The 26,223-nt window shown below is 66.9% G+C and carries 24 protein-coding genes; 11 read left to right on the top strand and 13 right to left on the bottom strand.

Going from position 1 to position 26,223, the window contains the following annotated elements:
* Positions 1-35 precede the first annotated feature (35 nt).
* The gene (locus tag QFZ33_RS14505; RefSeq protein ID WP_307028566.1) at positions 36-722 is read left to right on the top strand and encodes a TetR/AcrR family transcriptional regulator; all 687 of its coding nucleotides are present in this window, start codon (positions 36-38) and stop codon (positions 720-722) included.
* A 35-nt stretch (positions 723-757) separates the two neighbouring features.
* Entirely contained in the window at positions 758-2,827 is a 2,070-nt protein-coding gene (locus tag QFZ33_RS14500; RefSeq protein WP_307028564.1) for an acyl-CoA dehydrogenase family protein, read from the top strand.
* Between the two features lie 70 nt (positions 2,828-2,897).
* Here QFZ33_RS14500 and glgA read toward each other — a convergent pair whose 3' ends face one another.
* Positions 2,898-4,094 carry a glycogen synthase gene (gene glgA / locus QFZ33_RS14495; RefSeq protein ID WP_214854281.1) on the bottom strand — a complete coding sequence of 399 codons (1,197 nt, stop codon included), beginning with the start codon at positions 4,092-4,094 and terminating at the stop codon, positions 2,898-2,900.
* A gap of 99 nt (positions 4,095-4,193) precedes the next feature.
* On the opposite strand from glgA, the gene glgC reads away from it, so the two are divergent.
* Complete coding sequence (glgC, locus tag QFZ33_RS14490) at positions 4,194-5,609, top strand: glucose-1-phosphate adenylyltransferase (protein WP_307028560.1); 1,416 nt, start codon at positions 4,194-4,196, stop codon at positions 5,607-5,609.
* A gap of 63 nt (positions 5,610-5,672) precedes the next feature.
* On the top strand, positions 5,673-7,124 hold the full coding sequence (locus QFZ33_RS14485) for an SDR family NAD(P)-dependent oxidoreductase (RefSeq protein WP_307028558.1): 1,452 nt from the start codon (positions 5,673-5,675) through the stop codon (positions 7,122-7,124).
* 124 nt (positions 7,125-7,248) lie between these two features.
* Here the strand turns inward: QFZ33_RS14485 and QFZ33_RS14480 are convergent, their stop codons facing one another.
* From QFZ33_RS14480 to QFZ33_RS14470, 3 genes are read right to left on the bottom strand one after another with little or no spacing between them, the layout of a single operon-like run.
* Complete coding sequence (locus QFZ33_RS14480) at positions 7,249-8,100, bottom strand: transglutaminase family protein (protein ID WP_307028555.1); 852 nt, start codon at positions 8,098-8,100, stop codon at positions 7,249-7,251.
* A complete protein-coding gene (locus QFZ33_RS14475; RefSeq protein ID WP_307028553.1) occupies positions 8,097-9,023 on the bottom strand; it encodes an alpha-E domain-containing protein in 927 nt (308 codons plus the stop codon). Before QFZ33_RS14475 ends, QFZ33_RS14480 begins: the two co-directional genes overlap by 4 nt.
* Entirely contained in the window at positions 9,016-10,611 is a 1,596-nt protein-coding gene (locus QFZ33_RS14470; RefSeq protein ID WP_307031822.1) for a circularly permuted type 2 ATP-grasp protein, read from the bottom strand. Before QFZ33_RS14470 ends, QFZ33_RS14475 begins: the two co-directional genes overlap by 8 nt.
* 157 nt (positions 10,612-10,768) lie before the next feature.
* Between QFZ33_RS14470 and QFZ33_RS14465 the strand changes: the two genes are divergently transcribed.
* Positions 10,769-11,794: a YeiH family protein gene (locus QFZ33_RS14465; protein WP_307028551.1), complete on the top strand. Its 1,026-nt coding sequence runs from the start codon at positions 10,769-10,771 to the stop codon at positions 11,792-11,794.
* Between the two features lie 21 nt (positions 11,795-11,815).
* Positions 11,816-14,479: an aminopeptidase N gene (pepN, locus tag QFZ33_RS14460; protein WP_307028549.1), complete on the top strand. Its 2,664-nt coding sequence runs from the start codon at positions 11,816-11,818 to the stop codon at positions 14,477-14,479.
* On the opposite strand, the gene QFZ33_RS14455 is transcribed toward pepN, so the two are convergent.
* The 5 genes from QFZ33_RS14455 to QFZ33_RS14435 all read right to left on the bottom strand — a co-directional run bounded on the left by QFZ33_RS14455 (position 14,438) and on the right by QFZ33_RS14435 (position 18,475).
* Positions 14,438-15,532, bottom strand: a complete 1,095-nt coding sequence (locus QFZ33_RS14455; protein WP_307028547.1) for a lipoyl protein ligase domain-containing protein — start codon at positions 15,530-15,532, stop codon at positions 14,438-14,440. The two genes, pepN and QFZ33_RS14455, sit on opposite strands and share 42 nt — an antisense overlap.
* An 82-nt stretch (positions 15,533-15,614) precedes the next feature.
* Positions 15,615-15,872: a type B 50S ribosomal protein L31 gene (locus QFZ33_RS14450; protein ID WP_102973586.1), complete on the bottom strand. Its 258-nt coding sequence runs from the start codon at positions 15,870-15,872 to the stop codon at positions 15,615-15,617.
* Positions 15,873-16,038: 166 nt separating this feature from the next.
* Positions 16,039-16,848 (bottom strand): TrmH family RNA methyltransferase, encoded by an 810-nt coding sequence (locus tag QFZ33_RS14445; RefSeq protein WP_307028545.1) that lies wholly within the window; start codon positions 16,846-16,848, stop codon positions 16,039-16,041.
* Positions 16,849-16,885: 37 nt separating this feature from the next.
* Positions 16,886-17,671 carry a sulfite exporter TauE/SafE family protein gene (locus QFZ33_RS14440; RefSeq protein ID WP_307028543.1) on the bottom strand — a complete coding sequence of 262 codons (786 nt, stop codon included), beginning with the start codon at positions 17,669-17,671 and terminating at the stop codon, positions 16,886-16,888.
* An 18-nt stretch (positions 17,672-17,689) separates the two neighbouring features.
* Positions 17,690-18,475 (bottom strand): ABC transporter ATP-binding protein, encoded by a 786-nt coding sequence (locus QFZ33_RS14435; RefSeq protein ID WP_307028541.1) that lies wholly within the window; start codon positions 18,473-18,475, stop codon positions 17,690-17,692.
* Positions 18,476-18,578: 103 nt separating this feature from the next.
* Here QFZ33_RS14435 and QFZ33_RS14430 point away from each other — a divergent pair, with 103 nt between their 5' ends.
* On the top strand, positions 18,579-19,886 hold the full coding sequence (locus QFZ33_RS14430; RefSeq protein ID WP_307028540.1) for an MFS transporter: 1,308 nt from the start codon (positions 18,579-18,581) through the stop codon (positions 19,884-19,886).
* Here the strand turns inward: QFZ33_RS14430 and QFZ33_RS14425 are convergent.
* Positions 19,863-20,636, bottom strand: coding sequence for a phosphatase PAP2 family protein (locus QFZ33_RS14425; protein ID WP_307028538.1), 774 nt, complete (start codon positions 20,634-20,636; stop codon positions 19,863-19,865). The two genes, QFZ33_RS14430 and QFZ33_RS14425, sit on opposite strands and share 24 nt — an antisense overlap.
* Before the next feature lie 150 nt (positions 20,637-20,786).
* Here QFZ33_RS14425 and serB point away from each other — a divergent pair, with 150 nt between their 5' ends.
* Complete coding sequence (serB, locus tag QFZ33_RS14420; RefSeq protein ID WP_307028534.1) at positions 20,787-21,692, top strand: phosphoserine phosphatase SerB; 906 nt, start codon at positions 20,787-20,789, stop codon at positions 21,690-21,692.
* Between the two features lie 81 nt (positions 21,693-21,773).
* Here the strand turns inward: serB and QFZ33_RS14415 are convergent, their stop codons facing one another.
* The 3 genes from QFZ33_RS14415 to QFZ33_RS14405 form a co-directional block, all read right to left on the bottom strand.
* Positions 21,774-22,631, bottom strand: a complete 858-nt coding sequence (locus QFZ33_RS14415; RefSeq protein WP_307028532.1) for a VOC family protein — start codon at positions 22,629-22,631, stop codon at positions 21,774-21,776.
* A gap of 208 nt (positions 22,632-22,839) precedes the next feature.
* Positions 22,840-23,592, bottom strand: a complete 753-nt coding sequence (locus QFZ33_RS14410) for an SDR family oxidoreductase (RefSeq protein ID WP_307028530.1) — start codon at positions 23,590-23,592, stop codon at positions 22,840-22,842.
* Positions 23,593-23,768: 176 nt separating this feature from the next.
* Positions 23,769-24,494: a beta-ketoacyl-ACP reductase gene (locus tag QFZ33_RS14405; protein ID WP_214854227.1), complete on the bottom strand. Its 726-nt coding sequence runs from the start codon at positions 24,492-24,494 to the stop codon at positions 23,769-23,771.
* A gap of 139 nt (positions 24,495-24,633) precedes the next feature.
* Here QFZ33_RS14405 and QFZ33_RS14400 point away from each other — a divergent pair, with 139 nt between their 5' ends.
* Genes QFZ33_RS14400 through QFZ33_RS14390 form a run of 3 tightly spaced genes read left to right on the top strand, consistent with a single transcriptional unit; the run spans position 24,634 to position 26,210 of the window.
* The gene (locus QFZ33_RS14400) at positions 24,634-25,080 is read left to right on the top strand and encodes a DUF3099 domain-containing protein (protein WP_373427281.1); all 447 of its coding nucleotides are present in this window, start codon (positions 24,634-24,636) and stop codon (positions 25,078-25,080) included.
* Complete coding sequence (locus tag QFZ33_RS14395; protein WP_307028528.1) at positions 25,077-25,337, top strand: hypothetical protein; 261 nt, start codon at positions 25,077-25,079, stop codon at positions 25,335-25,337. Before QFZ33_RS14400 ends, QFZ33_RS14395 begins: the two co-directional genes overlap by 4 nt.
* Positions 25,338-26,210, top strand: coding sequence for an SURF1 family cytochrome oxidase biogenesis protein (locus tag QFZ33_RS14390; RefSeq protein ID WP_307028526.1), 873 nt, complete (start codon positions 25,338-25,340; stop codon positions 26,208-26,210).
* Positions 26,211-26,223 lie beyond the last annotated feature (13 nt).

The following is a 26,223-nucleotide window of genomic DNA, read 5'->3' as shown; positions in this document are numbered from 1 at the left end:
TATCGATACCCAGCGTACCTGATACGCTGGGTATCGTGAACTTGATTCCTCCGCCCACCTCTCCGGACTCCCCCTCAGAACCCGTGGACGGCCGCGCCTCGCGCTGGCAGGGGCACCGCGAAGAACGCAGGCGGGAACTCATCAAGGCCGCCCGGCGGGCGGTACACACGCTCGGCAGTGACGCCTCCATGGAGGACATTGCCGCGGCGGCTGGCACGTCGAAGTCGGTGTTCTACCGGTACTTCGGCGACAAGGCCGGCCTGCAGCAGGCGGTGGGGGAAGTGGTGCTGGGACAGATGCAGCAGCGGATCAAGGAGGCGGCGCAAAGCGCGCAGACGCCGCGGCAGGGTTTGTTCGCCATGGTCTCGGCCTACCTCCAGATGGCTGAAACCAGCCCCAACGTCTACACGTTCGTGACCCGCTACTCCGCTGCGGAGTCCGACGGCGGTCCCACCTCGATCACGACGGCCGGCGCCCTGGGCCACTTCTTTGCCGCCATCGCGGACATGATCGCCACGCCCATGCGCACCCACCTCGGCGAAGGCAAGGAGTCCGTGATCGGCTACTGGCCCAATGCCGCCATTGGCCTGGTCCGCAACGCCGGCGAGCAGTGGCTGGCCAGTCCGGGCTCCCCCGCCAAGCCGGACCAGGAAGCCATGGCACGGCAGATCACCGACTGGCTGTGCGTCGGCATCGCGCCGGAACTCACGGACATTCAATAGCACCGGAACCTGTCAGTACCAACGAAGGGATCGACATGACTGAAGTAGCGGACCGCCCGGCGGGCACAACCACCCATGCAGCAGCCGGGATGGCAGAGCCGTTGCCCGCCGTCGACGTCGCCGCCCTGGGTGAGCTGCTGCTGGGCAGGTGGGCCGACGTCCGCCGGCAGGCGCGTGACCTGGCGGCACACGAGGAACTGCACAAGGCGGAAGGGCTCACGCACACGGAGCACCGCCTGCGCACCTTCGGCCAGCTGAAGCACCTTGTGGACAGCGGCGCCGTGCACCGCGCCTTCCCGGCCAGATTCGGCGGGTCGGACGACCACGGCGGCAACATCGCCGGCTTTGAGGAACTGGTCACCGCCGACCCGTCCCTGCAGATCAAGGCCGGTGTGCAGTGGGGCCTGTTCGGCTCGGCCGTGATGCACCTGGGCACGGCCGAGCATCACCAGAAGTGGCTGCCGGGCATCATGAACCTGGACATCCCTGGCTGCTTCGCCATGACCGAAACCGGACACGGATCAGACGTCGCCAGCATCGCCACCACGGCAACCTATGATCCGGACGCGCAGGAGTTCGTGATCCACACACCGTTCCGTGCCGGCTGGAAGGACTACATCGGCAACGCGGCCATCGACGGGCTAGGCGCCGTGGTGTTCGCCCAGCTGGTGACGCGCGGGGTCAACCACGGCGTGCACGCGTTCTACGTGGACCTGCGCGACCCCGTCAGCAAGGCGTTCCTGCCGGGGATCGGCGGCGAGGACGACGGCGTGAAGGGCGGGCTCAACGGCATCGATAACGGCCGCCTGCACTTCGACCATGTCCGCATCCCCCGCACCAACCTGCTCAACCGCTACGGCGACGTGGACGCCGACGGCAACTACACCTCGCCCATCGCGAGCCCCGGACGCCGGTTCTTCACCATGCTCGGCACGCTGGTGCAGGGCCGGGTGAGCCTGGACGGTGCCGCCGTCGCCGCATCCAAGCTGGCTCTGAAGACGGCCATCACCTACGCAGCCGAACGGCGGCAGTTCAACGCCTCATCCCCCGTCGAGGAAGAGGTGCTGCTGGACTACCAGCGGCACCAGCGCCGGCTCTTCACCCGGCTGGCCACCACGTACGCCGCGGGCTTCGCGCACGAGCAGCTGCTGGAAAAGCTGGACGACGTCTTTTCCGGCGCCAACGATTCCGACGAGGACCGCCAGGACCTGGAAACTTTGGCCGCGGCGCTGAAGCCGCTGAGCACCTGGCATGCACTGGACACCCTGCAGGAGTGCCGCGAAGCCTGCGGCGGCGCCGGGTTCCTGATTGAGAACCGCTTCGCCTCGCTCCGCGCCGACCTGGACGTCTACGTCACATTCGAGGGCGACAACACCGTCCTGCTGCAGCTCGTGGCCAAGCGGCTGCTGGCCGACTACGCCAAGGAATTCCGCAGCGCCACGTTCGGTGTGCTGGCACGGTATGTGGTCAACCAGGCCGCCGGTACCGCCGTCCACCGCACGGGCCTGCGCCAGGTTGCACAATTCGTGGCGGACAACGGCTCCGTCCAGAGGGCCGCCATTGCCCTCCGCGACGAGGAAAGCCAGCGCGCACTGCTCACGGACCGAGTCCAGACGATGGTTGGCGAAGCAGCCGCAGCCCTCAGGGGCGCCAACCGGCTTCCGCAGCGCGAAGCGTCCGCACTGTTCAACCAGCACCAGGACGAGCTCATCGACGCCGCCCGGGCGCACGCCGAACTCCTGCAGTGGGAGGCCTTCACCGAGGCGCTGGGCAAGGTCACCGACCCGGGAACCAGGACCGTGCTGACGTGGCTCCGGGACCTTTTCGGGCTGTCCCTCATCGAGAACAACCTCTCGTGGTACCTGATGAACGGCAGGCTCTCGATGCAGCGCTCACGGACGGTGGGCGGGTATATCAACCGGCTCCTGGTCAAGCTGCGCCCGCATGCGCTGGACCTCGTGGACGCCTTCGGCTACGGCCCGGCGCACCTCCGTGCCGCCATCGCCACCGGCGCCGAAAAGGTCCGCCAGGACGAGGCACGGGACTACTACCGGGTACAGCGTGCCAGCGGAACGGCCCCCGTGCCGGAGAAGTCACTCCGCTGATTCGCTGGTTGAGCTTGTCGAAAGCACAGCAGGTTTCGACAAGCTCAACCAGCGACTTATTTAGGTGGCGCTATTTGAGGACCGAACTGTAGACGTCGAGCGTGGTCTGAGTGATCGACTCCCAGGAGAAGTGCTCCTCGGCACGCTTGCGGCCGGCCTGGCCCATTTCGCGTGCGCGGGACGGGTCGGACACAACCTCGGTCAGGGCCGCGGCGAATTCGCTGACGAACTTCTCCGGATCCAACGGCGTGCCGGTACCATCGGTCACCTGCTCGAGCTCCACCAGCAGACCGGTCTCGCCGTGGTTCACCACCTCGGGGATGCCGCCGGTTGCACTGGCCACGACGGCAGCACCGCAGGCCATCGCTTCCAGGTTCACGATGCCGAGCGGCTCGTAGATGGAGGGGCAGGCGAAAGCGGTGGCGTGGCTCAGGACCTGGATCAGCTCATTGCGGGGCAGCATGCGCTCGATCAGCACAACGCCGCTGCGCTGGCTCTGCAGCTCCTCGATCAGCCGGGCGGTTTCCGCTGCGAGTTCCGGCGTGTCCGCGGCGCCGAGGCAGAGGACCAGCTGCACGTCCGCAGGGAGCTTGGCGGCGGCCCGCAGCAGGTACGGGACACCCTTCTGCCGGGTGTTGCGGCCCACAAACACCACACTGGGGCGGGCGGGGTCGATGCCCAGTGTGCGGATGATGTCGTCGTTCTCATCGCGGTTCCAGAGGCTGACGTCGATGCCGTTGTGCACCACCTTGACCTTGGCAGGGTCAACGTCCGGGTAGCTGCGCAGGATGTCCTGCCGCATGCCCTCGGACACGGCGATGATCGCGGCCGCAGCCTCGTACGCGGTCTTCTCCACCCACGAGGACAGGGCGTAGCCACCGCCAAGCTGCTCGGCCTTCCAGGGCCGCAGCGGCTCCAGGCTGTGGGCACTGAGCACATGCGGGATGCCGTGCAGCAGCGATGCTAAGTGGCCCGCCATGTTGGCGTACCACGTGTGCGAATGCACCAGGTCCGCGCCGGCGACGTCCGGGACAATGCGCAGGTCCACGCCCAGGGTCTGCACGGCAGCATTCGCGGCCCCCAGATCCTCGGGCACCGAGTAGGAGGTTACGGCGGCGCCATGATAGTCGGCGTCCCGGGGCGCGCCAAACGCACGCACCTGAAGGTCCACATGCTTGGCCAGGACCCGGCTCAGCTCGGCAACGTGGACGCCCGCGCCGCCATAGATTTCGGGCGGAAACTCTTTAGTCACAATGTCTATTCGCACGTTACCCAAGGTAGTCGTTACGGTTGAACTGTTCTAGTGTGAAGAAAGTCCGGACAAACCGGATTTTTTGGGGAGATACGAAGGTGTACAGGAGCGACCATGCCGTCAACGAAGAAAGTCCTGGCCATTGTCCTAGCCGGAGGCGAGGGAAACCGACTCATGCCGCTGACGGCAGATAGGGCCAAACCTGCTGTGCCCTTTGCCGGCAGTTATCGGCTTATCGATTTCGCGCTGTCCAACCTCGTCAACTCCCGGTACCTGCAGATCGTGGTCTTGACGCAGTACAAGTCCCACAGCCTTGACCGCCACATCTCGGAGACGTGGCGGATGTCCACCCAGCTTGGCAACTACGTCGCCTCCGTTCCGGCCCAGCAGCGCGTGGGCAAGAGCTGGTTCCTGGGCAGCGCCAACGCCATTTACCAGTCCCTGAACCTGATCCACGATGCCAACCCTGACATCGTCGTCGTGGTGGGCGCGGACCATGTGTACCGCATGGACTTCTTCCAGATGGTTGAGCAGCATGTCAAGAGCGGCGCCAAGGCCACGGTGGCCGCCGTACGCCAGCCCCTGCACATGGCCGACCAGTTCGGTGTCATCGAAGTGGACCCGGAAGACCCCCAGAGGATCGCCGCATTCGTGGAGAAGCCATCGTCCACCCCCGGGCTGGCTGCGGACCCCACCCAGTTCCTGGCCTCCATGGGCAACTACGTCTTTGACGCCGACGCGCTGGTGGATGCGCTCCACGTCGACGCCGAACGACTCGACACCAAGCACGACATGGGCGGGGACATCATCCCCTATTTCGTCAACCAGGGGCAGGCGGGCGTCTACGACTTCACCCTCAACGACATTCCCGGCTCCACCGAACGGGACCGGACGTACTGGCGTGACGTGGGGACCATCGACTCTTTCTACGACGCCCACATGGACCTGATCTCGCCGCTGCCGGTGTTCAACCTGTACAACTCCGAATGGCCCATCTACACGCGCCAGAGCATTGCCCCGCCGGCCAAGTTCGTCCGTGGCGAGAACAACACCGTGGGCACCGCCCTCGATTCAATCGTGGCCAGCGGTGTGGTCATCTCCGGCGGCATCGTGGAAGGTTCTGTGCTGTCCAACGACGTCTACGTCGGCTCGGCCAGCCGCGTCATTGACTCGGTGCTCATGGACAAGGTGCAGATCGGCAAGGGCGCCGTGGTGCGCCGGGCCATCATCGATAAGAACGTCAAGGTTCCCGCAGGAGCGGCCATCGGCCTGGACGCCGACCTGGACCGCGCCCGCGGCTTCAAGGTGACCGACTCGGGCATCACGGTGCTCTCCAAGCACCAGGCCGTGCCGGAACCGGACGACGCCGAGCGTGCGCTGTCCGCCGCGAACCTGCACCTGGTTCCGGACGCTGTGAAGGCCGCCACCGAGAACTGGCCCGAGATCCGCAGCTCAGCCGAGCACGTTGGCAAGGTCCAGGCCGCCGCCATCGGCGTGGACTCCCCGACGCAGCAGGCCGTCCGTTCCTGATCTCCTGTTCAAGCAATTTCCTTGAGGCAGGTCTGACCCTCCACAGGCTGTAAAATCAGGTCAATGAGCTCCGCCGATCTGACGCCTGAAGAGATTCAGGCCTGCCTCAAGGTTTTGAACACCATCCACGTCTACGACGAGGAGCACCCTGACTACCTCTCGGTGCGCCGCGCCACCGGCAAAATGTTCAAGGCGGTCAAGCGGCACCGCCGCGTCACCAAGCGCGATCTGATCGCGGAAGCGGACCGCGCTGTGCTGGCGCAGACCGCCACCGCCGCACCCGACCGGATCGACGATGAAACGCGCGGCAACAAACTCGCGACGTCCGCCACGGGGAAGGTCGCCGGCCACCTCATCAGGTCCCGGCCCTGCTACATCTGCAAGCAGCACTACACCCAGGTGGATGCCTTCTACCACCAGCTGTGCCCTGAGTGCGCGGCGTTCAGCCACTCCAAGCGCGATGCCCGCACCGACCTCACCGGCCGGCGTGCCCTGTTGACCGGCGGCCGCGCCAAGATCGGCATGTACATTGCCCTGCGCCTGCTGCGCGACGGCGCGCACACCACCATCACCACGCGCTTCCCCAAGGACGCCGCCCGCCGTTTCGCGGCCATGGAGGACAGCGGGGAATGGCTGCACCGGCTGAAGATCGTGGGCATCGACCTCCGCGACCCCTCGCAGGTCATGGCCCTCACCGATAACCTCAATGCCGCGGGACCGCTGGACATCATTATCAACAACGCGGCCCAGACGGTGCGGCGCTCCGGCAATGCGTACAAGCCGCTGGTGGACGCCGAGGACGAGCCTCTTCCCGCAGCCCTGGAGGCTGCCAACGGGGGCCCGGAACTGGTCACCTTCGGCCATGCGCACGACAAGCATCCGCTCGCGATTGCCAGCAGCGTCACCGAGCACCCGGTCCTGGCCGGCGATGCCGTCACGTCCCTTGCCCTGTCCACCGGTTCGGCGTCCCTGGAACGGATCGCGGCCGGAACAGCCATCGACGCCGGCGGCCTGGTCCCGGACCTCGCCACCATCAACAGCTGGACGCAGGTTGTGGACGAGGTGGACCCGCTGGAGATGCTCGAGGTGCAGCTGTGCAACGTCACCGCGCCCTTCCTTCTGGTCAGCCGGCTGCGGGATGCCATGAAGCGGTCCACTGCGCACCGCAAGTACATCGTCAACGTGTCCGCCATGGAGGGCCAGTTCTCCCGGGCGTACAAGGGACCCGGCCACCCGCACACCAACATGGCCAAGGCGGCCCTGAACATGATGACCCGCACCAGCGCCCAGGAAATGCTGGACTCCGACGGCATCCTCATGACCGCCGTCGATACCGGCTGGATCACCGACGAACGCCCGCACTTCACCAAGGTCCGGCTGATGGAGGAAGGCTTCCACGCGCCCCTCGACCTGGTGGATGGCGCGGCCCGCGTCTACGACCCCATCGTCATGGGCGAAAAGGGCGAAGACCAGTACGGGGTGTTCCTGAAGGACTACAAGTCCAGCCCCTGGTAAATCGCTTCGGTGGTGGGCAGGTCGAAGCCCCGGTGGCGCTGGAGGCCGACGGCGTGGACGCCGTTTCGGTGAAGTCCTCACCAGAGTGAAGCTCCGGCAGAGCGCAACGCCAGCCCAGACTCTCCTAGGCCAGGCGGGTGATCTCCACGCTCACGCTCAGGTTTGAGCCGCCGCCGCCGGACAGGATGCCCTTCAGCGGAGGCACGTCCCGGTAGTCGCGGCCGCGGGCCACCGTCACGTGAAAGTCACCGGCCGGCTTGTGGTTGGTGGGGTCCCAGCTGCGCCATTCGCCGTCCCACCATTCCAGCCACGCGTGGGACTGGCCGGCCACCGTCTCGCCGATGTCCGCCGTCGACCGCGGGTGCAGGTAACCGGAGACATACCGGGCCGGGATGCCGCAGCTGCGCAGGGCACCGATCGCGAGGTGTGCCAGGTCCTGGCAAACCCCCTGGCGCTGGGTCCAGGCCTCCTCGGCGTTGGTGGTGACGCCGGTGGTGCCTTTCATATAGGTCATCTCGCCGCGCATCCAGGCGAAGATGGCAAGGGCTGCCTCATGCGGGTTCTTGCCCTCGACTACACCCGGAATGATGGCCAGGACTTCCTCCCCCGGTCCAGTCAGCTGGGACTGCGGCGCCCAGTCGCTGAACTGGTTGAGCGTCTCCGGGGAGGCGAGATCGTCCCAGCCCACGATGTCGGCCTCCGACGGTACACGCACCGCCCGGTGGACCTCAACGGTGGTGGTGGCCAGGACTTCCAGGTGCTCGTGCGGCATCTGCATGTCGAACGCCGTGACCCGGGTGCCCCAGTAGTCGCGGTAGCTGCTGACTGCAGCCTGCGACGGCGTGACCTTCATGGAGGACTCCAGCACCACCTGATGCGGGTCCGTCAGCGGGGTCATGCGGGCCTCGTTGTAGGACAGCGTGACCCGCTGCTTGTACTTGTAGCCGGTCCTGTGGACGATGCTCAGCCGGGTCATGAAACTTCTCCCACCCAGGCCAGTTCATCCGCCTGATTGAAGTACTTACGGGAAATGGCGTCCGACGTCTGCGCGACTGCCTTCTGGACGCGCTCCATGTGCTCCGGAAGCTCGGACATAAGGTCATCCGTGCGGTGGAACTCCAAAAACGTGCGGGCCTGGCCCACAATCCGGCGGCCGTCGTTGATGAAGCCGACGCGCTGGGCCGAGGGGTCCAGCTTGGCCAGGCACTCGTCGGCGTCACTTAGGGCGTAAACGATGGACCGCGGAAACAGCCGGTCCAGCAGGAGGAACTCGGCCGCGTGCTGGTCGCCGAAGGCCGCGCGGCGGGTCCGCAGGAAGGATTCGTAGGCGCCGGCACAGCGGAGCATGTTCACCCAGGACATGCCTGCGGAGAGGACGTCGCGGGTGGAGAGCATCCGGGCGGTCATGTCCGCCCGCTCCAGCGAACGGCCCAGCGCAAGGAAGAGCCAGCTGTCGTCGTGGCTGACCGTGGTGTCGGCCAGGCCGCTGACCATGGCGGTGCGCTCGAGCACCCAGTGGCAAAAGCGGTAGGTGCCCACCACGTCCTTGCGGTGCTGGTTCAGCCCGTAGTAGGTGGTGTTCAGGCTTTCCCAAAGGCCGGACGAGACCGTCTCGCGGGCGCGCCTGGCGTTCTCGCGGGCAGCGCCGAGGGACCCCGCAATCGAGGTGGCGCTGTGCTTGTCGTAGGCGAGGGCGTGGAGCAGCTCTTCCAGGCCGAAGTCGTCGCTCTGCGGCCGCGCCCCCATGACCCCGAGCAGTTCGCGGGCAACGCTGCGCCGCTCCTCCGTGGGCAGGTGGTTCAGGCGCTCCAGGTGGACGTCGAGGATGCGTGCCGTGCCGTCGGCCCGTTCAACGTAGCGGCCGATCCAGAACAGGGATTCGGCAATTCGGCTAAGCATTCGAGGTTACCTCCTGCGTGTCAGAAATCTGCTGTTGCTGCTGCTCCGACTGCCGATCGCGCCAGTTGCTCTCGACCGGCCACACGGAAACCCGCTCACGGACGGTGACGGACTCCTGCGGCAGCCGCTCCACCGGAACCTGCGGGGAACCGGCCAGCACCCAGGTGTCCTTCGATCCGCCGCCCTGGCTGGAATTCACGATCAGCGATCCTTCCTTCAGGGCCACACGGGTGAGCCCGCCGGGCAGCACCCAGACGTCATCGCCGTCGTTGACCGCGAACGGCCGGAGGTCCACGTGCCGGGGGCCGAACTTGTCGCCGCTGAGTGTGGGCACGGTGGACAGCTGCAGCACCGGCTGCGCGATCCAGCCGCGTGGGTCGGCGATGACGCGCTTGCGCAGCGCCTCAAGCTCTTCTTTGGACGCGTCCGGGCCGATTACCAGGCCCTTGCCGCCGGAGCCGTCCACCGGCTTGACCACGAGTTCGTCGAGGCGGTCCAGGACGTGCTCGCGGGCTTCCTTCTCCTCCAGCCGGAAGGTGTCGACGTTGGCGATCACCGGTTCCTCACCGAGGTAGTAGCGGATCAGGTCCGGGACGTAGCTGTAGACGAGTTTGTCGTCCGCCACGCCGTTGCCCACCGCGTTTGCGATGGTGACCCCGCCGGCGCGGGCGGCGTTGACCAGCCCGGGGCAGCCGAGCATGGAGTCGGAGCGGAACTGCAGGGGGTCGAGGAAGTCGTCGTCGATGCGCTTGTAGATGACGTCCACGCGCTGTTCGCCGGCGGTGGTCCGCATGTACACCCGGTTGCCGCGGCAGACGAGGTCGCGGCCTTCCACGAGTTCCACGCCCATCAGGCCTGCCAGGAGGGTGTGCTCGAAGTACGCGCTGTTGAACACGCCGGGCGTCAGCACCACCACCGTGGGGTCGTCCACGCCCGACGGCGCCGTCTTGCGGAGCGCCGAAAGCAGCCGGCGGGGGTACTCCTCCACCGGGCGGATCAGCTGCTGGCCGAAGGCCTCCGGGAGGCCCTTGGCCATGGCCCGGCGGTTCTCCAGCACGTAACTCACGCCGGACGGCACGCGGACGTTGTCCTCCAGGACCCGGAACGTTCCGGCGGCGTCCCGCACCACGTCGATGCCGGAGATGTGCACCCGCACCCCGCCGGCGGGTTCGAAGCCGTGCACTGCACGGTGGAAGTGGGCGCTCGTGGTGACCAGCTGGCGCGGGATCACGCCGTCGGACACCACTGTCATTTTGTCGTAGACGTCGTTCAGGAAAGCCTCCAGGGCGCGCACGCGCTGGGCGACACCGCGTTCCAGCACGTCCCATTCGTTGGCGGGGATGACGCGCGGCACGATGTCCAGCGGAAACGGGCGCTCCTCCCCCGCGAAGTCAAAGGTCACACCGCGGTCCAGGAAGGTCCGGGCCATCGAGTCCGCCCTGGCGCTGACGTCTGCCAGGGACAGCTCCCGCAGGGCACCCGCAACCTGGCCATACGACTGGCGTGCCTTTTGCCCGGGGGCAAACATCTCGTCGTAGGCACCGGTGCGGCCGGCAGCCTCGGAGTAATCCTGGAATAGGTCAGACATGGTCATTAGCCAACCACCTTTTTGTTGCGAATTCATTTCCCGTCCCGCCCTGGCGTGTTGGCGGGACTTCCGGTTGGTCTTTGGCCTCGGCGTCGGGCAATGTTGGGAGGTGCCAGACTTCCGACTCCCGCAAAAGCTGCTGCCGCGAACGCGCGGGATGACGCATCAGAACTTTACCCGGATTCTGCCCGGCCTGCTGACCGCCGTCGTCGCCCTGGCCTTCGCATTCGCAATACACGCCGCCGTGCCCGCGCTTCCGGCCATGACCCTGGCCGTGGTGCTTGGCCTGCTGGCAGCCAACCTTCCCGGCACGGCGGTGTGGACGGCGGGCCGTGCCCGGCCGGGGCTGGACTTCGCCGGCAAGCACCTGATGCGCGGTGGCATCGTGCTCCTGGGACTGAAAGTGAGCATCTCTGACGTGCTGGGCCTGGGCTGGCTGGCCCTCCTGCTCATCACGGCGGTGGTAGTGGCCAGCTTCGCCGGCACCTACGGTATCTCCCGGCTGTTGCGGCTTTCGCCCGATACGGCGTTGCTGATTGCCACCGGGTTTTCTATCTGCGGTGCATCGGCGATCGGCGCGATGGCCGCGGTACGGCGGATCAGCCACCGGGATACGGTCCTGCCCGTCGCGCTCGTAACACTGTGCGGGACGCTGGCCATCGGCGTGCTCCCGCTGCTGGTCCACCCGCTGAAACTGAGCGCCGAGGCCTTCGGGGCGTGGACCGGCGCCTCGGTCCACGACGTCGGGCAGGTGGTGGCCACCGCGCAAACCGCAGGTCCGGCGGCGCTGGCCCTCGCCGTCGTCGTCAAACTCACCCGGGTGATCCTCCTGGCGCCGATGGTGGCCATGGCCGGGGCGGAGCAGCGGATCCGGCACCGCCGGGACGCAGTCGGCCGGGCCGGCGGCCCCGCCGCGGGCAAGCCTCCGCTGGTCCCACTGTTCGTCGTCGGCTTCATCGTGATGGTGGCGCTGCGCTCCAGCGGCTGGCTCTCCAGCGGCTGGCTGGAGGCAGCGGCCGGTCTGCAGGACGTGCTGCTGGGCGCTGCCCTGTTTGGCCTGGGATCGGCAGTGCGTGTCCGCACCCTGCTGCACACCGGGGCGCGCGCCGTGCTGGCCGCCCTCGCGGCGTGGCTGCTGATCGCGGCCCTCGGGCTGGCCGCCGCGCTGCTCATGGTGCAATAGCCCCCATGATTCAATAGCTTGGTGTCGAATCAGAACCTCCAGCGCAACGAAGCGGCAGAGCGGTCCGCCCTGATCACCACCCACAGCTACGACGTCTCACTCGACGTCCGCAGCGCACCGGATCCTGACACGGCAGGCTACGCCAGCCGCAGCACCATCGCCTTCTCGGCGGCGCGGCCTGGAGCATCCACCTTCCTGGACTTCATCGCCACGGACGTGCACAGCGTGGTCCTGAATGGCGTGGAACTGCCGCTTCCCGACGTGGTGGACGGGGCACGGATCCGGCTGGACAACCTGCAGGCTGAGAACAAGGTGACGGTCACCGGAACTGCCCTCTACAGCAGCTCCGGCGAGGGCATGCACCGGTTCTTCGACCCCGCCGACGGCCAGTGCTACCTCTACACCCAGTACGAACCGGCCGATGCCCGCCGGGTCTTCGCGAACTTCGAACAGCCCGACCTCAAGGCCCGGTTCACCTTCTCCGTCACCGCCCCGGCCGGCTGGGAGGTGGCCTCCAACGGCGCCGAGGCTGCGCGCCTGCCGCTGGCGGAGGATGCCGCGGCGTCCCGCTGGGACTTCGTTCCCACCCTGCCCATGTCCACCTACATCACCTCGGTGCTGGCCGGTCCCTACTTCAAGGCTGAGGACCACTGGAGCAGGACGGACGACGGCGGGACCCGCCTTGACGTGCCGCTGGCACTTTACTGCCGGGCTTCCATGGCGCCCTCGTTCGACGCCGCCGAGCTGTTCAGGCTCACCAAGCAGGGCCTGGAATTCTTTGACGGGCTGTTCGACTACCCCTACCCCTGGGGCAAGTACGACCAGGCCTTCGTGCCCGAATACAACCTCGGGGCTATGGAAAATCCCGGGCTGGTTACCTTCACGGAAAACTACGTGTTCACCTCACGGGCCGCGGATTCCCAGTATCAGGGCCGCGCCAACACCCTGCTGCACGAGATGGCGCACATGTGGTTCGGCGACCTCGTGACCATGCAATGGTGGGACGACCTGTGGCTGAAGGAATCCTTCGCGGACTACATGGGCACCCTCGGCGTGGACCGCGCCACGGACTGGGACACCGCCTGGGTTAACTTCGCAAACAACCGCAAGGCCTGGGCCTACGTCCAGGACCAGCTGCCCACCACCCACCCCATCGTCGCCGACATCCCCGACCTCGAGGCGGCCAAGCAGAACTTCGACGGCATCACGTACGCGAAGGGCGCCTCCGTCCTGAAGCAGCTCGTCGCCTACGTCGGCTTCGACGCCTTCATTGCCGGCTCCCGCCGGTACTTCAGGGACCACGAGTACGGCAACACCACGCTGGCTGACCTGCTCGGAGCACTGACCGTTTCCTCGGGCCGCGACCTCACCGCGTGGGCCCGGCAGTGGCTCCAGACCTCGGGCATTTCCACGCTGAGCGCCGAGCTGGAGACGGCTGAAACGGTTGACGGTCCGGCCATCCTCGGGCGGGTCACGCTGCTGCAGGACGCGCCTGATCCCGTCACCGGCCGGTGGGAGCCGCGCCCGCACCGGCTGCGCATCGGGCTGTACAACTTCGACGCCGCCGGCATGCTGGTCCGGACTGACTCCGTGGAGACTGACCTGGCCGGCGGGGCCCAGGAAATCACGGCTCTGTCCGGGAAAGCCCGGCCGGCTCTGCTCCTGGTCAATGACGAGGACCTGAGCTATGCCAAGGTGCGGCTGGATCCGGGCTCCGAGGCCACAGTCCGTTCCTCGCTGGACCGGATCAGCGACCCCATGGCCCGTGCCCTGTGCTGGTCCGCGTTGTGGAATTCGGCCCGCGACGGCATTGCACCGGCTTCCCAGTATGTGGACGCTGTCCTCCGCTTCGCTGCTGCCGAGTCCGGAATCGGCGTCCTGCTCAACATTCTGGGCAACGCCACCATGGCCCTTGAACAGTACGTTCCGGCCCGGGAACGCGGAGCCCTAAGGAAGTCCTTTGCCGAGGGCGCGGCACGGGAGCTGTATGCGGCGGAGCCCGGCTCGGACCAGCAGCTTGCCTGGGCCAGAACGCTTGCCACGGTCAGCCGCACAGAGGGCAGCCAGGCGTCGCTGCTTCGCGGGCTGCTGGACGGCAGCGAGCGTATGCCCGGACTGTCCGTGGACGCGGAGCTCCGCTGGAGCCTGTGGCATGCCCTGGCGGCCCGTGGTCTGGCCACGGAGCAGGAGCTCGACGCCGAGCTGGCCAGGGACACCACGGCCTCCGGACGCGCCGGGCACGCCACGGCGCTGGCAGCCCGGCCGGACGCGGCGGTCAAGGCCGCGGCCTGGGAGGCAGCGGTCCGCGGGACGGAGCTCTCCAACCAGCTGCTCAGCGCGACCATCGCCGGGTTCAACACCGCCGCCGAAGAACTTCTGCAACCGTTTGTGGAGCCATACTTCGAGTGCCTGGAAACGGTGTGGGCGGAGCGGAGCATCGAGATCGCCAGCCGCACCGTCCGCGGGCTCTACCCAGGGGTCCAGGATCTGGAGCCGGCCGGGAACCCCGAGGATCATCCGGTGGTGGCCCTCACGGACCGCTGGCTTTCAGGGCACACCGACGCCCCGCGTGCCCTGCGCCGGATCATCATCGAACAGCGGAGCCACCTGCACCGTGCGCTGTCCGCGCAGGCACTATCGGGTTTAGGGCACCCGGTGCAGCCACCCGTCCGTGCCGAACTTTGATGCGACACGTTCACGGGCGGTCTCCAGCTCCTGGGCCGTGATCTCCGACGGCGTGGCTCCGTAGCGCTCGGCGAACACCTCCATCATGGTTGCCACGATTTCCGTCCGGGCCAGGCCGGTCTGGCGGCGCAGCGGGTCCACGCGTTTCTTGGCGCTGGTGGTTCCCTTGTCCGATAGCTTTTCCTTGCCGATCCGGAGCACGTCCACCATCTTGTCGGCGTCGATGTCGTAACTCATGGTCACGTGGTGGAGCATGCCACCGTTGGCGAGCCGCTTCTGCGCTGCGCCGCCGATCTTGCCCTGGCCGGTGGCGATGTCGTTGAGCGGGACGTAGAAGGCGTCGATGCCGAGCTTCTTCAGGGACGCCATGACCCAGGCGTCGAGGAACGCGTAGGAGTCGGCGAAGCTGATCCCGTCCACGAGCGTCTGTGGCAGGTAGAGCGAATAGGTGATGCAGTTGCCCGCCTCCATGAACATCGCTCCCCCGCCGCTGATGCGCCGGACCACGGTGATGCCGTGCCGGGACACGCCGTCGGGATGCACCTCATTGCGGTAGGACTGGAAGCTGCCGATCACCACCGACGGTTCCTCCCAGTCCCAGAAGCGGATGGTGGGGTTGCGGCGCCCGGCACCGACCTCCTCGGTGAGCACCTCGTCCAGCGCCACGTTCAGGTGCGTGGGCAGCACGCCGGGCGCGATGATGTTCCAGTGGTGGTCCGTCCACGCGGTGGCCTTGGCCAGCGCCCTGCGGACGGCGATGGCGACGGCGTCGGCCGAGAAACCGAACAGCACGGCGTCCTCCGGGAGGGAGGCCTCCACGGCGGAGGCGATGTCTGCCGCCGTCGAACTTTCCGGCAGTCCTCCCAAGGCGCCGTTAATGGCCACGAGGGCCTCATCCGGTTCGAGGAAGAAGTCGCCGCTGAGGGAAACGTCCGTGAAGACGCCGTCCTCGACGTCGAGGTCCACCACCACAAGCTTGCCGCCCGGGACCTTGTACTCACCGTGCAGCCCCGGGGCCGCCTCTCCCCCTGCAGATATTGGCGTGGCAGTCATGCCTTCCATCCTGCCGCACAAACGCGAAAAGCCCGCACCGTTGCCGGTGCGGGCTTTCCAAAGAACCTTGGGGAGAAGTGAATTACTTCTTGCCGCCGAAGCCCTTGAAGCGAGCGTTGAAGCGCTCGACGCGGCCAGCGGAGTCCATGATGCGCTGCTTGCCCGTGTAGAACGGGTGGGACTCGGAGGAGATTTCGACGTCGATGACCGGGTAGGTGTTGCCGTCTTCCCACTCGATGGTCTTCGAGGAAGACACGGTGGAGCGGGTCAGGAACTTCGTGCCGGAGGCCAGGTCGTTGAAAACAACAGCTTCGTACTTCGGGTGGGTGTTCGACTTCATAATGGGGCCTTTGTTCACGCAGCTGGATTTTGCCAGCTGCCAGGTATGAATGGGATGGCTTCCATCCGTGCATTGGCCACCCGGAAGGACGGCGAAAAACACAGTGGAACCAGCTGTCAATCATAGCCGATGGTGGAGGATCTAACGAACCCGCCGCTGCCCTTGGTCAGGCCCGCGGCCGCAGCTCCCAGAATGCGACGGCGGACGCCGCCGCAACGTTGAGTGAGTCCACGCCCGCGCGCATCGGGATCTTGACGGCGAGGTCGACGGCGGCGAGGGTCTCAGCGCTCATGCCGGCACCTTCCGTACCCAGCACCAGGGCGAGCCGCGCCGGGTTTCTTGCTGCCAGCTCGTCCAGGCCGACGGCGTCGTCGGTGAGCTCCATCGCCGCCACCGTGAACCCCTGCTCCTTGAGAAGGGTCAGGTCCTGCGGCCAGCTATCCAGCCTGGCCCACGGTACCTGGAAGACCGTGCCCATGCTGACGCGGACACTGCGGCGGTACAGCGGATCGCCGCAGCGGGGCGAGACCAGGACGGCGTCGACGTCCAGCGCCGCCGCCGACCGGAAGATGGCCCCCACGTTGGTGTGGTCCACGATGTCCTCCAGCACTGCCACGCGCCGGGCTCCGGCCAGCAGTTCCGGCAGCGGGACCGGCGCCGGGCGGTGCATGGCCGCCATGGCTCCGCGGTGGAGGTGGAATCCGGTGATGTCCTCCAGGAGGCCGGCGCTGCCGATGTAAGCCGGAACGTCGGGGTACTGCTCGAAGATGTCGGCGAGGTCCGGAACCCACTTTTCAGCGAGGAAGAACGACCGCGGCCGGTGCCCGGCGGCGAGGGCGCGCCGGAGGACGCGGGAGGATTCGGCGATGTACATGCCCTCGGCGGGTTCGCGGAGTTTCCGCAGGTGGACGTCCGTCAGCTGGGTGTAGTCGGCGACGCGCGGATCCGCGGCGGACTCGAGATAGTGGAAAGTCACCGGGCAGTCATTTCGATAATCACTTGCATTTCAGTAATCACTTGAGCAGGTTAGCGACCAGGAAGCCGAGCGCCACGAGGCCGAGGGCAAAAATCACGCCGCGCAGGACAGGCGGGGACAGCCGGCGGCCCACCTTGGCGCCGACGAGGCCGCCGATGAGGGAGCTGACGGCGATGAGGGCCACCACGGCCCAGTTGATCCGGTCGAAGGCAAACAGCAGATAAGAGGCGGCCGCGATCAGGTTCACGCCGAGCACCAGGACGTTCTTCATGGCGTTGGCGTTCTGGATGGTGCCCGTCATGAACACGCCGAGGATGCCCACCAGCAGGATTCCCTGTGCCGCAACAAAGTAACCGCCGTATACCCCGGCGAGGAAAACAAGCACCACCAGCAAAATACCGTGGTGCTTGTCGCGGAGGGCGTGCTCCGGGTTCTCTTCACGGTTCCGCACCCAGCGCTGGAGCCTGGGCTGGAACACAACCATGAGCAGGGCCAGGACAATTAGCAGCGGCGCTGCGTAATGGAAGACCTTCTCCGGCAGATGGAGCAGGAGCCAGGCTCCGCTGATGCCGCCCAGCAGGGACGCCGGGAGCAGCCGCAGGAGTTGCCGGCCGCGGCCCTTCAGCTCGCGGCGGTAACCCCATGCACCGGCCGCCCCACCGGCGACGAGGCCCATGGCATTGCTCATGGAGGCCGTCACCGGCGCGATGCCCAGGGCGATCAGCACCGGGAAGGTGACGAGGGTTCCGGACCCGACAACGCTGTTGATGGTGCCGGCCCAGAGGCCGGCGAAGAACACAAGGACGCCGCTGAGAAACTCCACGCTGTGCCGGCCGCGCCGCTAGCGGCGGGCGGTTGCCGTGTAACGGCCGGCGTTCACCGAGACGTCGAGGGGCAGGCCGAAGGTCTCGCTCAGGTTGCCCGAGGTGAGGACCCCTTCGAGCGGGCCGGCAGCCACCACTTCGCCGTCGCGCATGAGCATGGCGTGGGTGAAGCCCGGCGGGACTTCTTCAAGGTGGTGGGTGACCAGCACGATCGCGGGGGCGTCCTCGTCCATGGCCAACTGGCTCAGACGGTGCACGAGGTCCTCGCGGCCGCCAAGGTCCAGGCCGGCGGCGGGCTCGTCGAGCAGCAGCAGTTCGGGATCGGTCATGAGGGCCCTGGCAATCTGCACGCGCTTGCGTTCACCCTCGGAGAGCGTGGAAAACTTGCGGTTCAGGAGCGGACCCATGCCCCAATCGTTCAGGAGGGCGAACGCACGGCGTTCGTCGTCCTTCTCGTAGCCCTCGCGCCAGCGGCCGGTCACGCCGTAGGCGGCAGTGACGACGACGTTGAGCACCGTCTCGTATTCGGGGATTTGGTTGGCCAGGGCGGCCGAGGAGAGTCCGATCCGCGGCCGCAGTTCGAAGACGTCCACCTTTCCCAGGCTTTCGTCCAGGATGCCGGCGATGCCGCTGGTGGGGTGAAGCCTCGCGGCAGCGATCTGCAGCAGAGTGGTCTTGCCGGCGCCGTTGGGGCCGAGGATGACCCACCGCTCGCCTTCACTGACCTGCCAGTCCACCTTGCTCAGGAGCGTTTTGGCTCCGCGCACAACGCTGACGGCGGCCATTTCAAGAACATCACTCATAGAAGTAGACACTAGGACAAAACACCTTGCGACTGATAACCGGCCCGCAATTGGCCGCGATTCATGGTTGAACTGCATAAACCCATGACATAACAGTTGTCATGTGGAGTTTTCCACGATGAGCACCTGCCCGAGGGGACCGTACGACTTGACCAGCATCGCCGAAGCAACCCGTTCCACCCAGCGCCGCATCGTGCGGACCTTGTCGGTTGCACAGATCTTCTCCGGCCTGGGCAACGGCTCAACCCTGGCCCTGGGCTCCATCCTGGCCGTCGACCTGTCAGGCTCCGAAGCGTGGGCCGGATCCGTCAACACGGCCCTCACGCTGGGCACTGCAGCCACGGCAATTCCGCTCTCCCGGCTGGCCCTGCAGCGGGGACGCCGGGTTGCCCTCACCACCGGCCTGGCCGCTGCGGTCGGCGGCACCTTCCTGATGGTCGCCGCCGTCGCCACGGAACTCTTTGTACTCCTGCTTGCCGGGGCCTTCCTCGTGGGCCTGGCGTCGGCGGTGAACCTGCAGGCCCGCTTCGCCGCCACCGACCTGGCCGAGCCCGCCCACCGCGGACGCGACTTGTCCCTGGTGTTGTGGGCGATCACCATCGGCGCCGTCGCGGGGCCCAACATGGTGGCTCCCGGGGCCGTCCTGGCGGGCTGGCTGGACATCCCGCCTGCTGCGGGGCCTTTCCTGATTTCCGCGCTGGGGATGGTGGTGGGCGCTGCTATCGTGGCGCTGACCCTGCACCCGGACCCGCTCCTGACCCGGCGCGGCCTCGACGGGGAAGACCTCCTTCCTGTCGCACAACGTTCGGGCGCCTGGCGGGAAGGCTGGCGGATCGTCAGGGAACACCCCGTCGCACGCGGAGCGGTCATCGCCGTCATCGCGGCCCACGCGGTGATGGTCGCCGTGATGTCCATGACGCCGCTGCACATGCAGCATCACGCAGGACACTCCGCCGGGAATCCGGATACCATCGCGCTGATCGGTCTCACCATCTCACTGCACATCGCGGGCATGTACGCTCTGTCACCGCTGATGGGCGCCCTCACCGACCGGCTCGGACCGCGCACCACTGCACTGGCCGGCCTCCTTACTTTGCTCGCGGCTGTGGCACTGACCGGACTGGCGTCCCAGAGCATGGGCTCGGTCACCGTCGGCCTGATTCTTCTCGGGTTAGGCTGGTCGGCTACCACCGTCGCCGGTTCCACCCTGCTTGTCGCCTCCCTGACGCCCGCGGAGCGCATTCCCGTCCAGGGGTTCTCGGACGCCACCATGTCCCTGGCCGGCGCGGTGGGAAGCGCGGCGGCGGGACCCATCATGGGCTTGACCGGCTACTCCGGCGTCAGCGCTTTGGCGGCGGCAATCGTCGCGGCCGCAGCCGTGGCACTGCTACGGCAGCGCGTCCGGAGCTGACGGATCAGCATCCTGCGAACTGTTCGGGGCCCGGCCGCTGAGCGTTCCGGAGCGACTTTTCGCAGAACCGTGCCGGGCTGCGTCTGTGAACATCGCTACCGCTGCAACAGCCAGCGCCACCCCGAGGGAAGCCACGACGTCGGTGAGCCAGTGATAGCCCAGATACAGCCGGCTTAAGCCAACCAGCGCGGTGAGTGCCAGGGCAGCGGAGAACCCAAGCACCGCCGTCGTACGCGTTCCGGACCGTGACAAGACGAGGTAGGCGAGCACGACCGTGAACACGCCAATGCCCACGGTATGACCCGAGGGGAACGAGAGCGCATCATCCGGGCCGAGCAGGAAATCCGCCGACGGTGGGCGGGACCGGCTGACAAGTTGCTTGATGAGGGTGGTCACCACGACTGCCAGCACCATAGCGCCCATAAGCACGGCCGGGCGCCACAGTTCACGCTTCCAAACGGCCCACGCCAGTGCAAACACGGCGCCGATCACGGTCAGGATTTCCGGCGCGGTCACGATCGTCAGGCCCGCCAAGAACGCGGTGGCGGCGGGATTCCGGGACTCCAACATCAGGCTATGCGCCGGACCGTCCATGGCTGCCAGCCCCGAATCCGACTGGATGGCAGCGAACATGAGCCAGAAAACAGCGTCACCAGCCACCAGGAGAGCGCCGGCCCAGCCGAAAAGTACGTGCTGCGACGCCCTCAGCGGGGGCGCCGGGCGCAGGCGGGCAACCAGGGCAAAGATCATCCGTTCATTCTGCCGGGCCGGCCTCCGGGTTTGCCGGATGTTTGCTGGGAGCCGGCTGGGGACCGCTGCGGTGCGTTGCGTTAGATGCTGTGAAATCGATGCCGCGCGACGGATTCGGGAGGCGGCGCCGTGCTGGATAAGATTGCAGCCATGACTTCGAACGTGACTGCGGTCAGCTACGGCCTGAAATTGTCCCCCTCGGAACCGGAAAACCTGCGGTCCCTGCTGGCGGACTCCGGTGCCACCTTCGAGGCTGTCTCCAGCTCAGCCGACGGACGCTTCGAGGTCTGCACCCTGGACTTTTCCGTGCCGTCGGGTTCCGCCGCGGACATCGCCGGACTGCGGCACGTGATTGCCGCCGCGAAGGAGAAGACGGAGCGGACCGGCGTGGACACCGCCATCGTCCCCGCTGAACTGCGGAAGGCGGAGCGCAAGCTCCTCATCATGGACGTCGACTCTACCCTCATCCAGCAGGAGGTCATCGAACTCCTCGCCGCGTACGCCGGAAAGCGCGACGAAGTCGCCGCGGTCACCGAAGCCGCCATGCGTGGCGAACTCGACTTCGCGCAAAGCCTGCACGCCCGGGTGGCCGTCCTCGCAGGGCTGCCGGCCGCCGTCGTCGACTCCGTGCGCGCGGAAGTGAAGCTGAGCGAGGGAGCCGCAGAGCTGGTGGGCGCGTTCAAGGCTGCAGGCCATGCCGTGGCGGTGGTGTCCGGCGGCTTCAACCAGATCCTGCGCCCCATCGCCGAGGACCTGGGCATGGATTACTGGATCGCCAACGAGCTGGAGATCGTGGATGGCGCCCTGACCGGAAAGGTCCTCGGGGCAGTGATTGACCGTGCTGCCAAGGAAAAATACCTCCGCGAATGGTCGGCCGCCGAGGGCATCGCACTGGAGCACACCATTGCCGTGGGCGACGGCGCCAACGACCTGGACATGCTCGGCGCCGCGGGCATCGGGGTGGCCTTCAATGCCAAGCCCGCCGTCCGCGCCGTGGCCGACGCCGCCATCAACATGCCCTACCTCGACGCGGTGCGGCACATCGCCGGCGTTTAAACTCTGGGGTCTGCACTCCGGAGTCTAAACTCTGGGTCTGAACTCCCCCGACCGGTCGGACGACGACGCCTCGGGCCCTGATTAGCCCGACGGCGGCGTGAACTGGCTTGCCGTGAAGACAGCACCGCCGGGGTCCCGGACCAGGGCGGTCCGTGTCCACTCGGTGTCGTCCTGCCCCAGGATATGCCCGCCAAGGCGCTCCGCCTCCCGCACAGCCCGGTCCCGGTCCGCAACGGTGAAGGTGACATGCCAGTGCGGCCGCTCGTCCGGGGCAGTCGGTGCCACCCACCCCACGGCGTCTTCGAAGCCAGCCGGTACGGCGTCTCCCGATTGCCGGGCACGGATATCGGGGTCGACGGTTGCCTCCAGATGGTCGCCGTAGCCGGGGCGGCGGATCATGATGCCGAAGTCGAGGCGGTCGAACTCCCAGCCGAAGGCCCTGGCGTAGAAATCTGCGGCAGCGTCCGTGTCCGCTGTGTGGAGGTCGCTGAAGTTCCAGCCGCCCGGGAGGTTGACCGCCTGGGCGCCCTGCCACTCCCCTGCCTGCCAGATGCGGAACTCCGCACCCTCGGGATCGGCCAGCGAGGCCCGCACCCCTCCGGCGCCCATATCGGCAGGAGCCGATTTCAGGGTTGCGCCGGCTGACAGCAGGTGCCGCACCGCGGCGTCCGCATCGTCGACCGCAATGTACGTGTTCCAAACCGGGACACCGTGGGGCCCGGCGCCTAAACCGGTGATGGCGCCGGTCTCCTGGCCGCCGAGCCGGGCCACCACGTAGCTGCCGGTCTCCCCGGGCGGCGCCGTACCGGCGTCGAATTCCCAACCGAACAGTCCCCCGTAGAAATTCTTGGCTGCTTCCACGTCGGGCTGCTGGCTGTCCACCCAGCACGGCACACCCGCCGGATAGCTCCGCTTCGCTATTGCTGCATCCTCTGCCATGGCTATGACCCTAGGCGTCGCGGGCCGCACGGACAACGCCTGTGCGGCCTGATTTGGGCGTCAGTACGGGGACAGCCAAGGCGCCGGGACAGCAAAGGCGCCGGGACAGCGAAGGCGCGGGACAGCGAAGGCCCGGCGCTGATGCGCCGGGCCTTCGCGTAAGCGATCCGTGCCGGGTACTCGCGTCAGGAGCCCGCGGAGGGAGTGACTAGCCGGCGTTCTTGCCGAAGTAGTCAGCGCCGCCGGCGTATTCCGTGTGGCCGGACTCGACGTCGGCGGTGGCCATGCTGGCAACCACTGCGGCAAATTCCTCCACAGAGTACAGCTTGCCGGCCTCGGCGCGGCGGGCCTCAATGGCGCCCGGGTTGGAGCGGTCCAGCAGCGTGGCGGTCACGGTGCCCTCGATCATGTCGCCGGACACGACCACCAGGGAGATGCCCTTGTCCGCCAGGTTCGGCAGCAGCTCGCGCAGGGCGTCCTCGCCGGCGCGCTTGCTGCGGGCCACTGGCTCGTACTCGGGCATGGTGGGGACCGAGTTGATGAAGTGCGCCTGGTGGCTGGTCACGAAAACCACGCGGGAACCCTCCTTCATGAGGGGCGCGGCGGCGTTGAGCATGTTGACCTGCGCGTCGCGGTTCAGCTTGAGGGCGTAGTCCTCTTCCATGCCCGATTCCATGCCGCCCGAGGCGTTCAGGACCAGGACGTCCAGCGAACCGAAGTTTTCCATGGCAGCGCTGGCCAGCGCCTGCACGCCTTCGGTGCTGGTCAGGTCGGCGCCCACGGCGACGGCACGGCCGCCGTCGGCCTCAATCCCGGCCACCACCTTGTTGGCCCGCGGCGCCTTCTGGCGGTAGTTAACGACGACGGCTGCGCCCTCGCTGGCGAGGATCTTGGCAACTTCGGCGCCGATGCCGCGCGAAGAACCGGTGACGATGGCTGTCTTGTTGTCCAGCTGTCCCATGTGGGCTCCCTTGTCTAAAGCTCTAACTTTGTTCAAAACGTCTAATCACTGATGACCTGAAGTCCATCATGCCAGCGGGCGCGCCGGTTTCCTTTGTCGGAACGCGACAAAGAAGCCCGTGCCCCGCCGGTGGTGAAAACTCCCCTGATGTCCCCGGTCGGCCTAGTGCCTAGTGCCTAGTGACCCATGCCGAGGCCGCCGTCGACCGGAATCACGGCGCCGGAAATGTAGGCGGCTTCGTCGCTGGAGATCCAGCGAACCACGTTGGCCACCTCGGAGGCATCGGCGAATCGCCCGGCGGGGATGCTGGACAGGTAATCCTTCTGGGTTGCTTCCGGGAGCTCGGCGGTCATGTCCGTGTTGATGAACCCGGGAGCCACTACGTTCGCCGTGATCCCGCGCGAACCGAGTTCACGGGTCAGGGAGCGGGCGATGCCCACGAGGCCGGCCTTCGAGGCGGAATAGTTGATCTGCCCCGGTGCGCCGTACAGGCCCGACACGGAGGAGATGAGCACCACGCGGCCCCTGCGCAGCCGGATCATGCCCTTCGAAGCGCGCTTGATGACGCGGAAGGCTCCGGTCAGGTTGGTGTCGATGACCGATGTGAAGTCGTCCTCGCTCATGCGCAGCAGCAGCTTGTCCTTGGTGATGCCTGCGTTGGCCACCAGCACCTCGACGGGGCCGTGGGCGGCCTCAACCTCGGCGAACGCAGCGTCTACGGAAGCTTCGTCGGTCACATCGGCCTTGACCCCGAGGACACCCTCCGGCAGCTTCGATTCGCTGCGGTAGGTTACGGCCACTTTGTCCCCGTTGGCCACGAATGCCTCCGCGATGGCCAGGCCGATGCCGCGGTTGCCGCCGGTGATGAGGACGCTGCGGGCCGTGGTTGCTGCTTCAGACATGTGTGCTCCGGTTTTCTGCGGAGCATGGCTCCGCCGTGGTGGCTGGATTTTTGACTGCCTCCGATCTTATCGCCCGATTGGGAGCCTCCTGTGGATGGTGAGAGAATTGGGGTAGCCATTGGAGCGTGATTAAACAGTCGTGACATCTGAACCCCAGCCCGGCCAGCAGTTGCCCGGAAAGCGTGACGCCACCTCCGGTCACCCGGAAGTAATCAGCATCACGGACGCCGCCGCAGCGCATTCCGAAGACATGCGGGAGCGCATGATCAAGTACGCCCTCGCCATGGCCATCCGCATGGTGTGCCTGATCCTGATTTTCGTGGTGGACGGCTGGTTCAAGCTGGTTGCGGTGGCGGGTGCGGTCTTCCTGCCCTGGGTCGCGGTGGTGATCGCCAACGGTTCGGACAAGGCGGAGATCCACAGCGATGCGCTGCTCGATTACACGCCATACGCGGAGCTGGGGGCGGCCGAGGAATCCGGACCTGCGGAAAGCTCCGACACAGACGATGAACCGACGGTGCTCCAGGGCGAACTCATCATCAATGACGAAGAAGACGACGACGGCCGGGGACAGAAAGCTTCATGAACATTTTCAACCTTGGTGGCGGCAGCGGCGATCTTGCCGGGCCGGCGTCCGCGGCCACGTGCTCCCGCAAAGCCTGCCGGGCCGACGCGTCCTGGCAGTTGTTCTGGAACAACCCCAAAATCCACACGCCTGACCGCCGCAAGGTGTGGCTGGCATGCGGCGAGCACAAGGCATGGCTGGAGGACTACCTGCAAACGCGCGGGCTCTGGAAGGAAACCGTGCCGCTCGAGGCCGCAGAGACCGGCGGGAACGGCTGAATGTACAGGTTCCTGTTCTCCAGCAAGTGGCTGGGCTACCTCCTGCTGGCCGCGATCTTCGCCACCGGCTGCGTCTTCCTCGGCCGCTGGCAGATGGACCGCCGGGCCGAGACCCTGGCGGAAATCCAGCGGGTCACGTCCAACTACTCGGCCACTCCTATCACCTTTGATCAGGCCCGCGACGAGTTCAATCAGCTGGACCCGTCGCGGGAATGGACCCAGGTTAAGCTCCAGGGCACTTACGACGTCGACGGGCAGCGGATCGTGCGCAACCGGCCGCTCAACGGCCAGCCCGGGTACGAGGTGGTGGTGCCTTTCAAGCTCGTGTCGGGCGAAACCGTGGTGATTGATCGCGGCTGGCTGCCGATCGGCAACAAGACCCCCGGCCGGCCGGACTCCATTCCGGCGCCGCCGTCCGGGCGGGTCATGGCAGTGGTGCGGCTCAAGCACAGCGAACCCACGCTGCAGCGCGGTGCCCCGGAAGGCCAGCTTGCCTCCATTGACCTGCCGGCCTACTCCGCGGAACTGGGCTCCCCGCTCCTCACCGGCGCCTACGGGCAGCTCGCGTCGGAGACGCCGCCGGTGGCGGACATGCCACAACCGTTCCCCATGCCATCGGTGGACGAGGGGACGCACCTGTCCTACTCGCTCCAGTGGTTCGCCTTTGGCGTCCTCATGTTTGTGGGCTTTGGCTATGCGGCCCGGCAGCAGGCGCGCAACGCCGCCATGGATGCCGAGGATGCCGAGTTGTCGGAGGGCGAGCCTGCCGCCACGGCCGCGGGAGCCCTCCGTCGTCCGCCGGCGCCCCGGAAGCGCAAGCGCCCGACGGCGGAGGAAGAGGAAGACGCGATCCTGGATGCCCAGGGCTACTGAGGGCAGGAGCACG

Source organism: Arthrobacter globiformis (genome assembly GCF_030815865.1).
Lineage (GTDB): Bacteria > Actinomycetota > Actinomycetes > Actinomycetales > Micrococcaceae > Arthrobacter > Arthrobacter globiformis_B.
The sequence above is the reverse complement of the archived record's forward strand: the minus strand, read 5'-3'. Positions and strand labels throughout refer to the sequence as shown.

What these genes read in the sequence shown, in the direction of transcription:
- QFZ33_RS14465 (WP_307028551.1), top strand. Translation starts at nt 10,769, where the DNA reads ATGACGCATCAGAACTTTACCCGGATTCTGCCCGGCCTGCTGACCGCC.
- QFZ33_RS14450 (WP_102973586.1), bottom strand. Translation starts at nt 15,872, where the DNA reads ATGAAGTCGAACACCCACCCGAAGTACGAAGCTGTTGTTTTCAACGAC.
- QFZ33_RS14405 (WP_214854227.1), bottom strand. Translation starts at nt 24,494, where the DNA reads ATGTCTGAAGCAGCAACCACGGCCCGCAGCGTCCTCATCACCGGCGGC.
- QFZ33_RS14485 (WP_307028558.1), top strand. Translation starts at nt 5,673, where the DNA reads ATGAGCTCCGCCGATCTGACGCCTGAAGAGATTCAGGCCTGCCTCAAG.
- QFZ33_RS14480 (WP_307028555.1), bottom strand. Translation starts at nt 8,100, where the DNA reads ATGACCCGGCTGAGCATCGTCCACAGGACCGGCTACAAGTACAAGCAG.
- QFZ33_RS14410 (WP_307028530.1), bottom strand. Translation starts at nt 23,592, where the DNA reads ATGGGACAGCTGGACAACAAGACAGCCATCGTCACCGGTTCTTCGCGC.
- serB (WP_307028534.1), top strand. Translation starts at nt 20,787, where the DNA reads ATGACTTCGAACGTGACTGCGGTCAGCTACGGCCTGAAATTGTCCCCC.
- QFZ33_RS14395 (WP_307028528.1), top strand. Translation starts at nt 25,077, where the DNA reads ATGAACATTTTCAACCTTGGTGGCGGCAGCGGCGATCTTGCCGGGCCG.
- QFZ33_RS14470 (WP_307031822.1), bottom strand. Translation starts at nt 10,611, where the DNA reads ATGTCTGACCTATTCCAGGATTACTCCGAGGCTGCCGGCCGCACCGGT.
- QFZ33_RS14455 (WP_307028547.1), bottom strand. Translation starts at nt 15,532, where the DNA reads ATGACTGCCACGCCAATATCTGCAGGGGGAGAGGCGGCCCCGGGGCTG.
- QFZ33_RS14435 (WP_307028541.1), bottom strand. Translation starts at nt 18,475, where the DNA reads ATGAGTGATGTTCTTGAAATGGCCGCCGTCAGCGTTGTGCGCGGAGCC.
- QFZ33_RS14425 (WP_307028538.1), bottom strand. Translation starts at nt 20,636, where the DNA reads ATGATCTTTGCCCTGGTTGCCCGCCTGCGCCCGGCGCCCCCGCTGAGG.
- QFZ33_RS14500 (WP_307028564.1), top strand. Translation starts at nt 758, where the DNA reads ATGACTGAAGTAGCGGACCGCCCGGCGGGCACAACCACCCATGCAGCA.
- QFZ33_RS14475 (WP_307028553.1), bottom strand. Translation starts at nt 9,023, where the DNA reads ATGCTTAGCCGAATTGCCGAATCCCTGTTCTGGATCGGCCGCTACGTT.
- glgC (WP_307028560.1), top strand. Translation starts at nt 4,194, where the DNA reads ATGCCGTCAACGAAGAAAGTCCTGGCCATTGTCCTAGCCGGAGGCGAG.
- QFZ33_RS14390 (WP_307028526.1), top strand. Translation starts at nt 25,338, where the DNA reads ATGTACAGGTTCCTGTTCTCCAGCAAGTGGCTGGGCTACCTCCTGCTG.
- QFZ33_RS14415 (WP_307028532.1), bottom strand. Translation starts at nt 22,631, where the DNA reads ATGGCAGAGGATGCAGCAATAGCGAAGCGGAGCTATCCGGCGGGTGTG.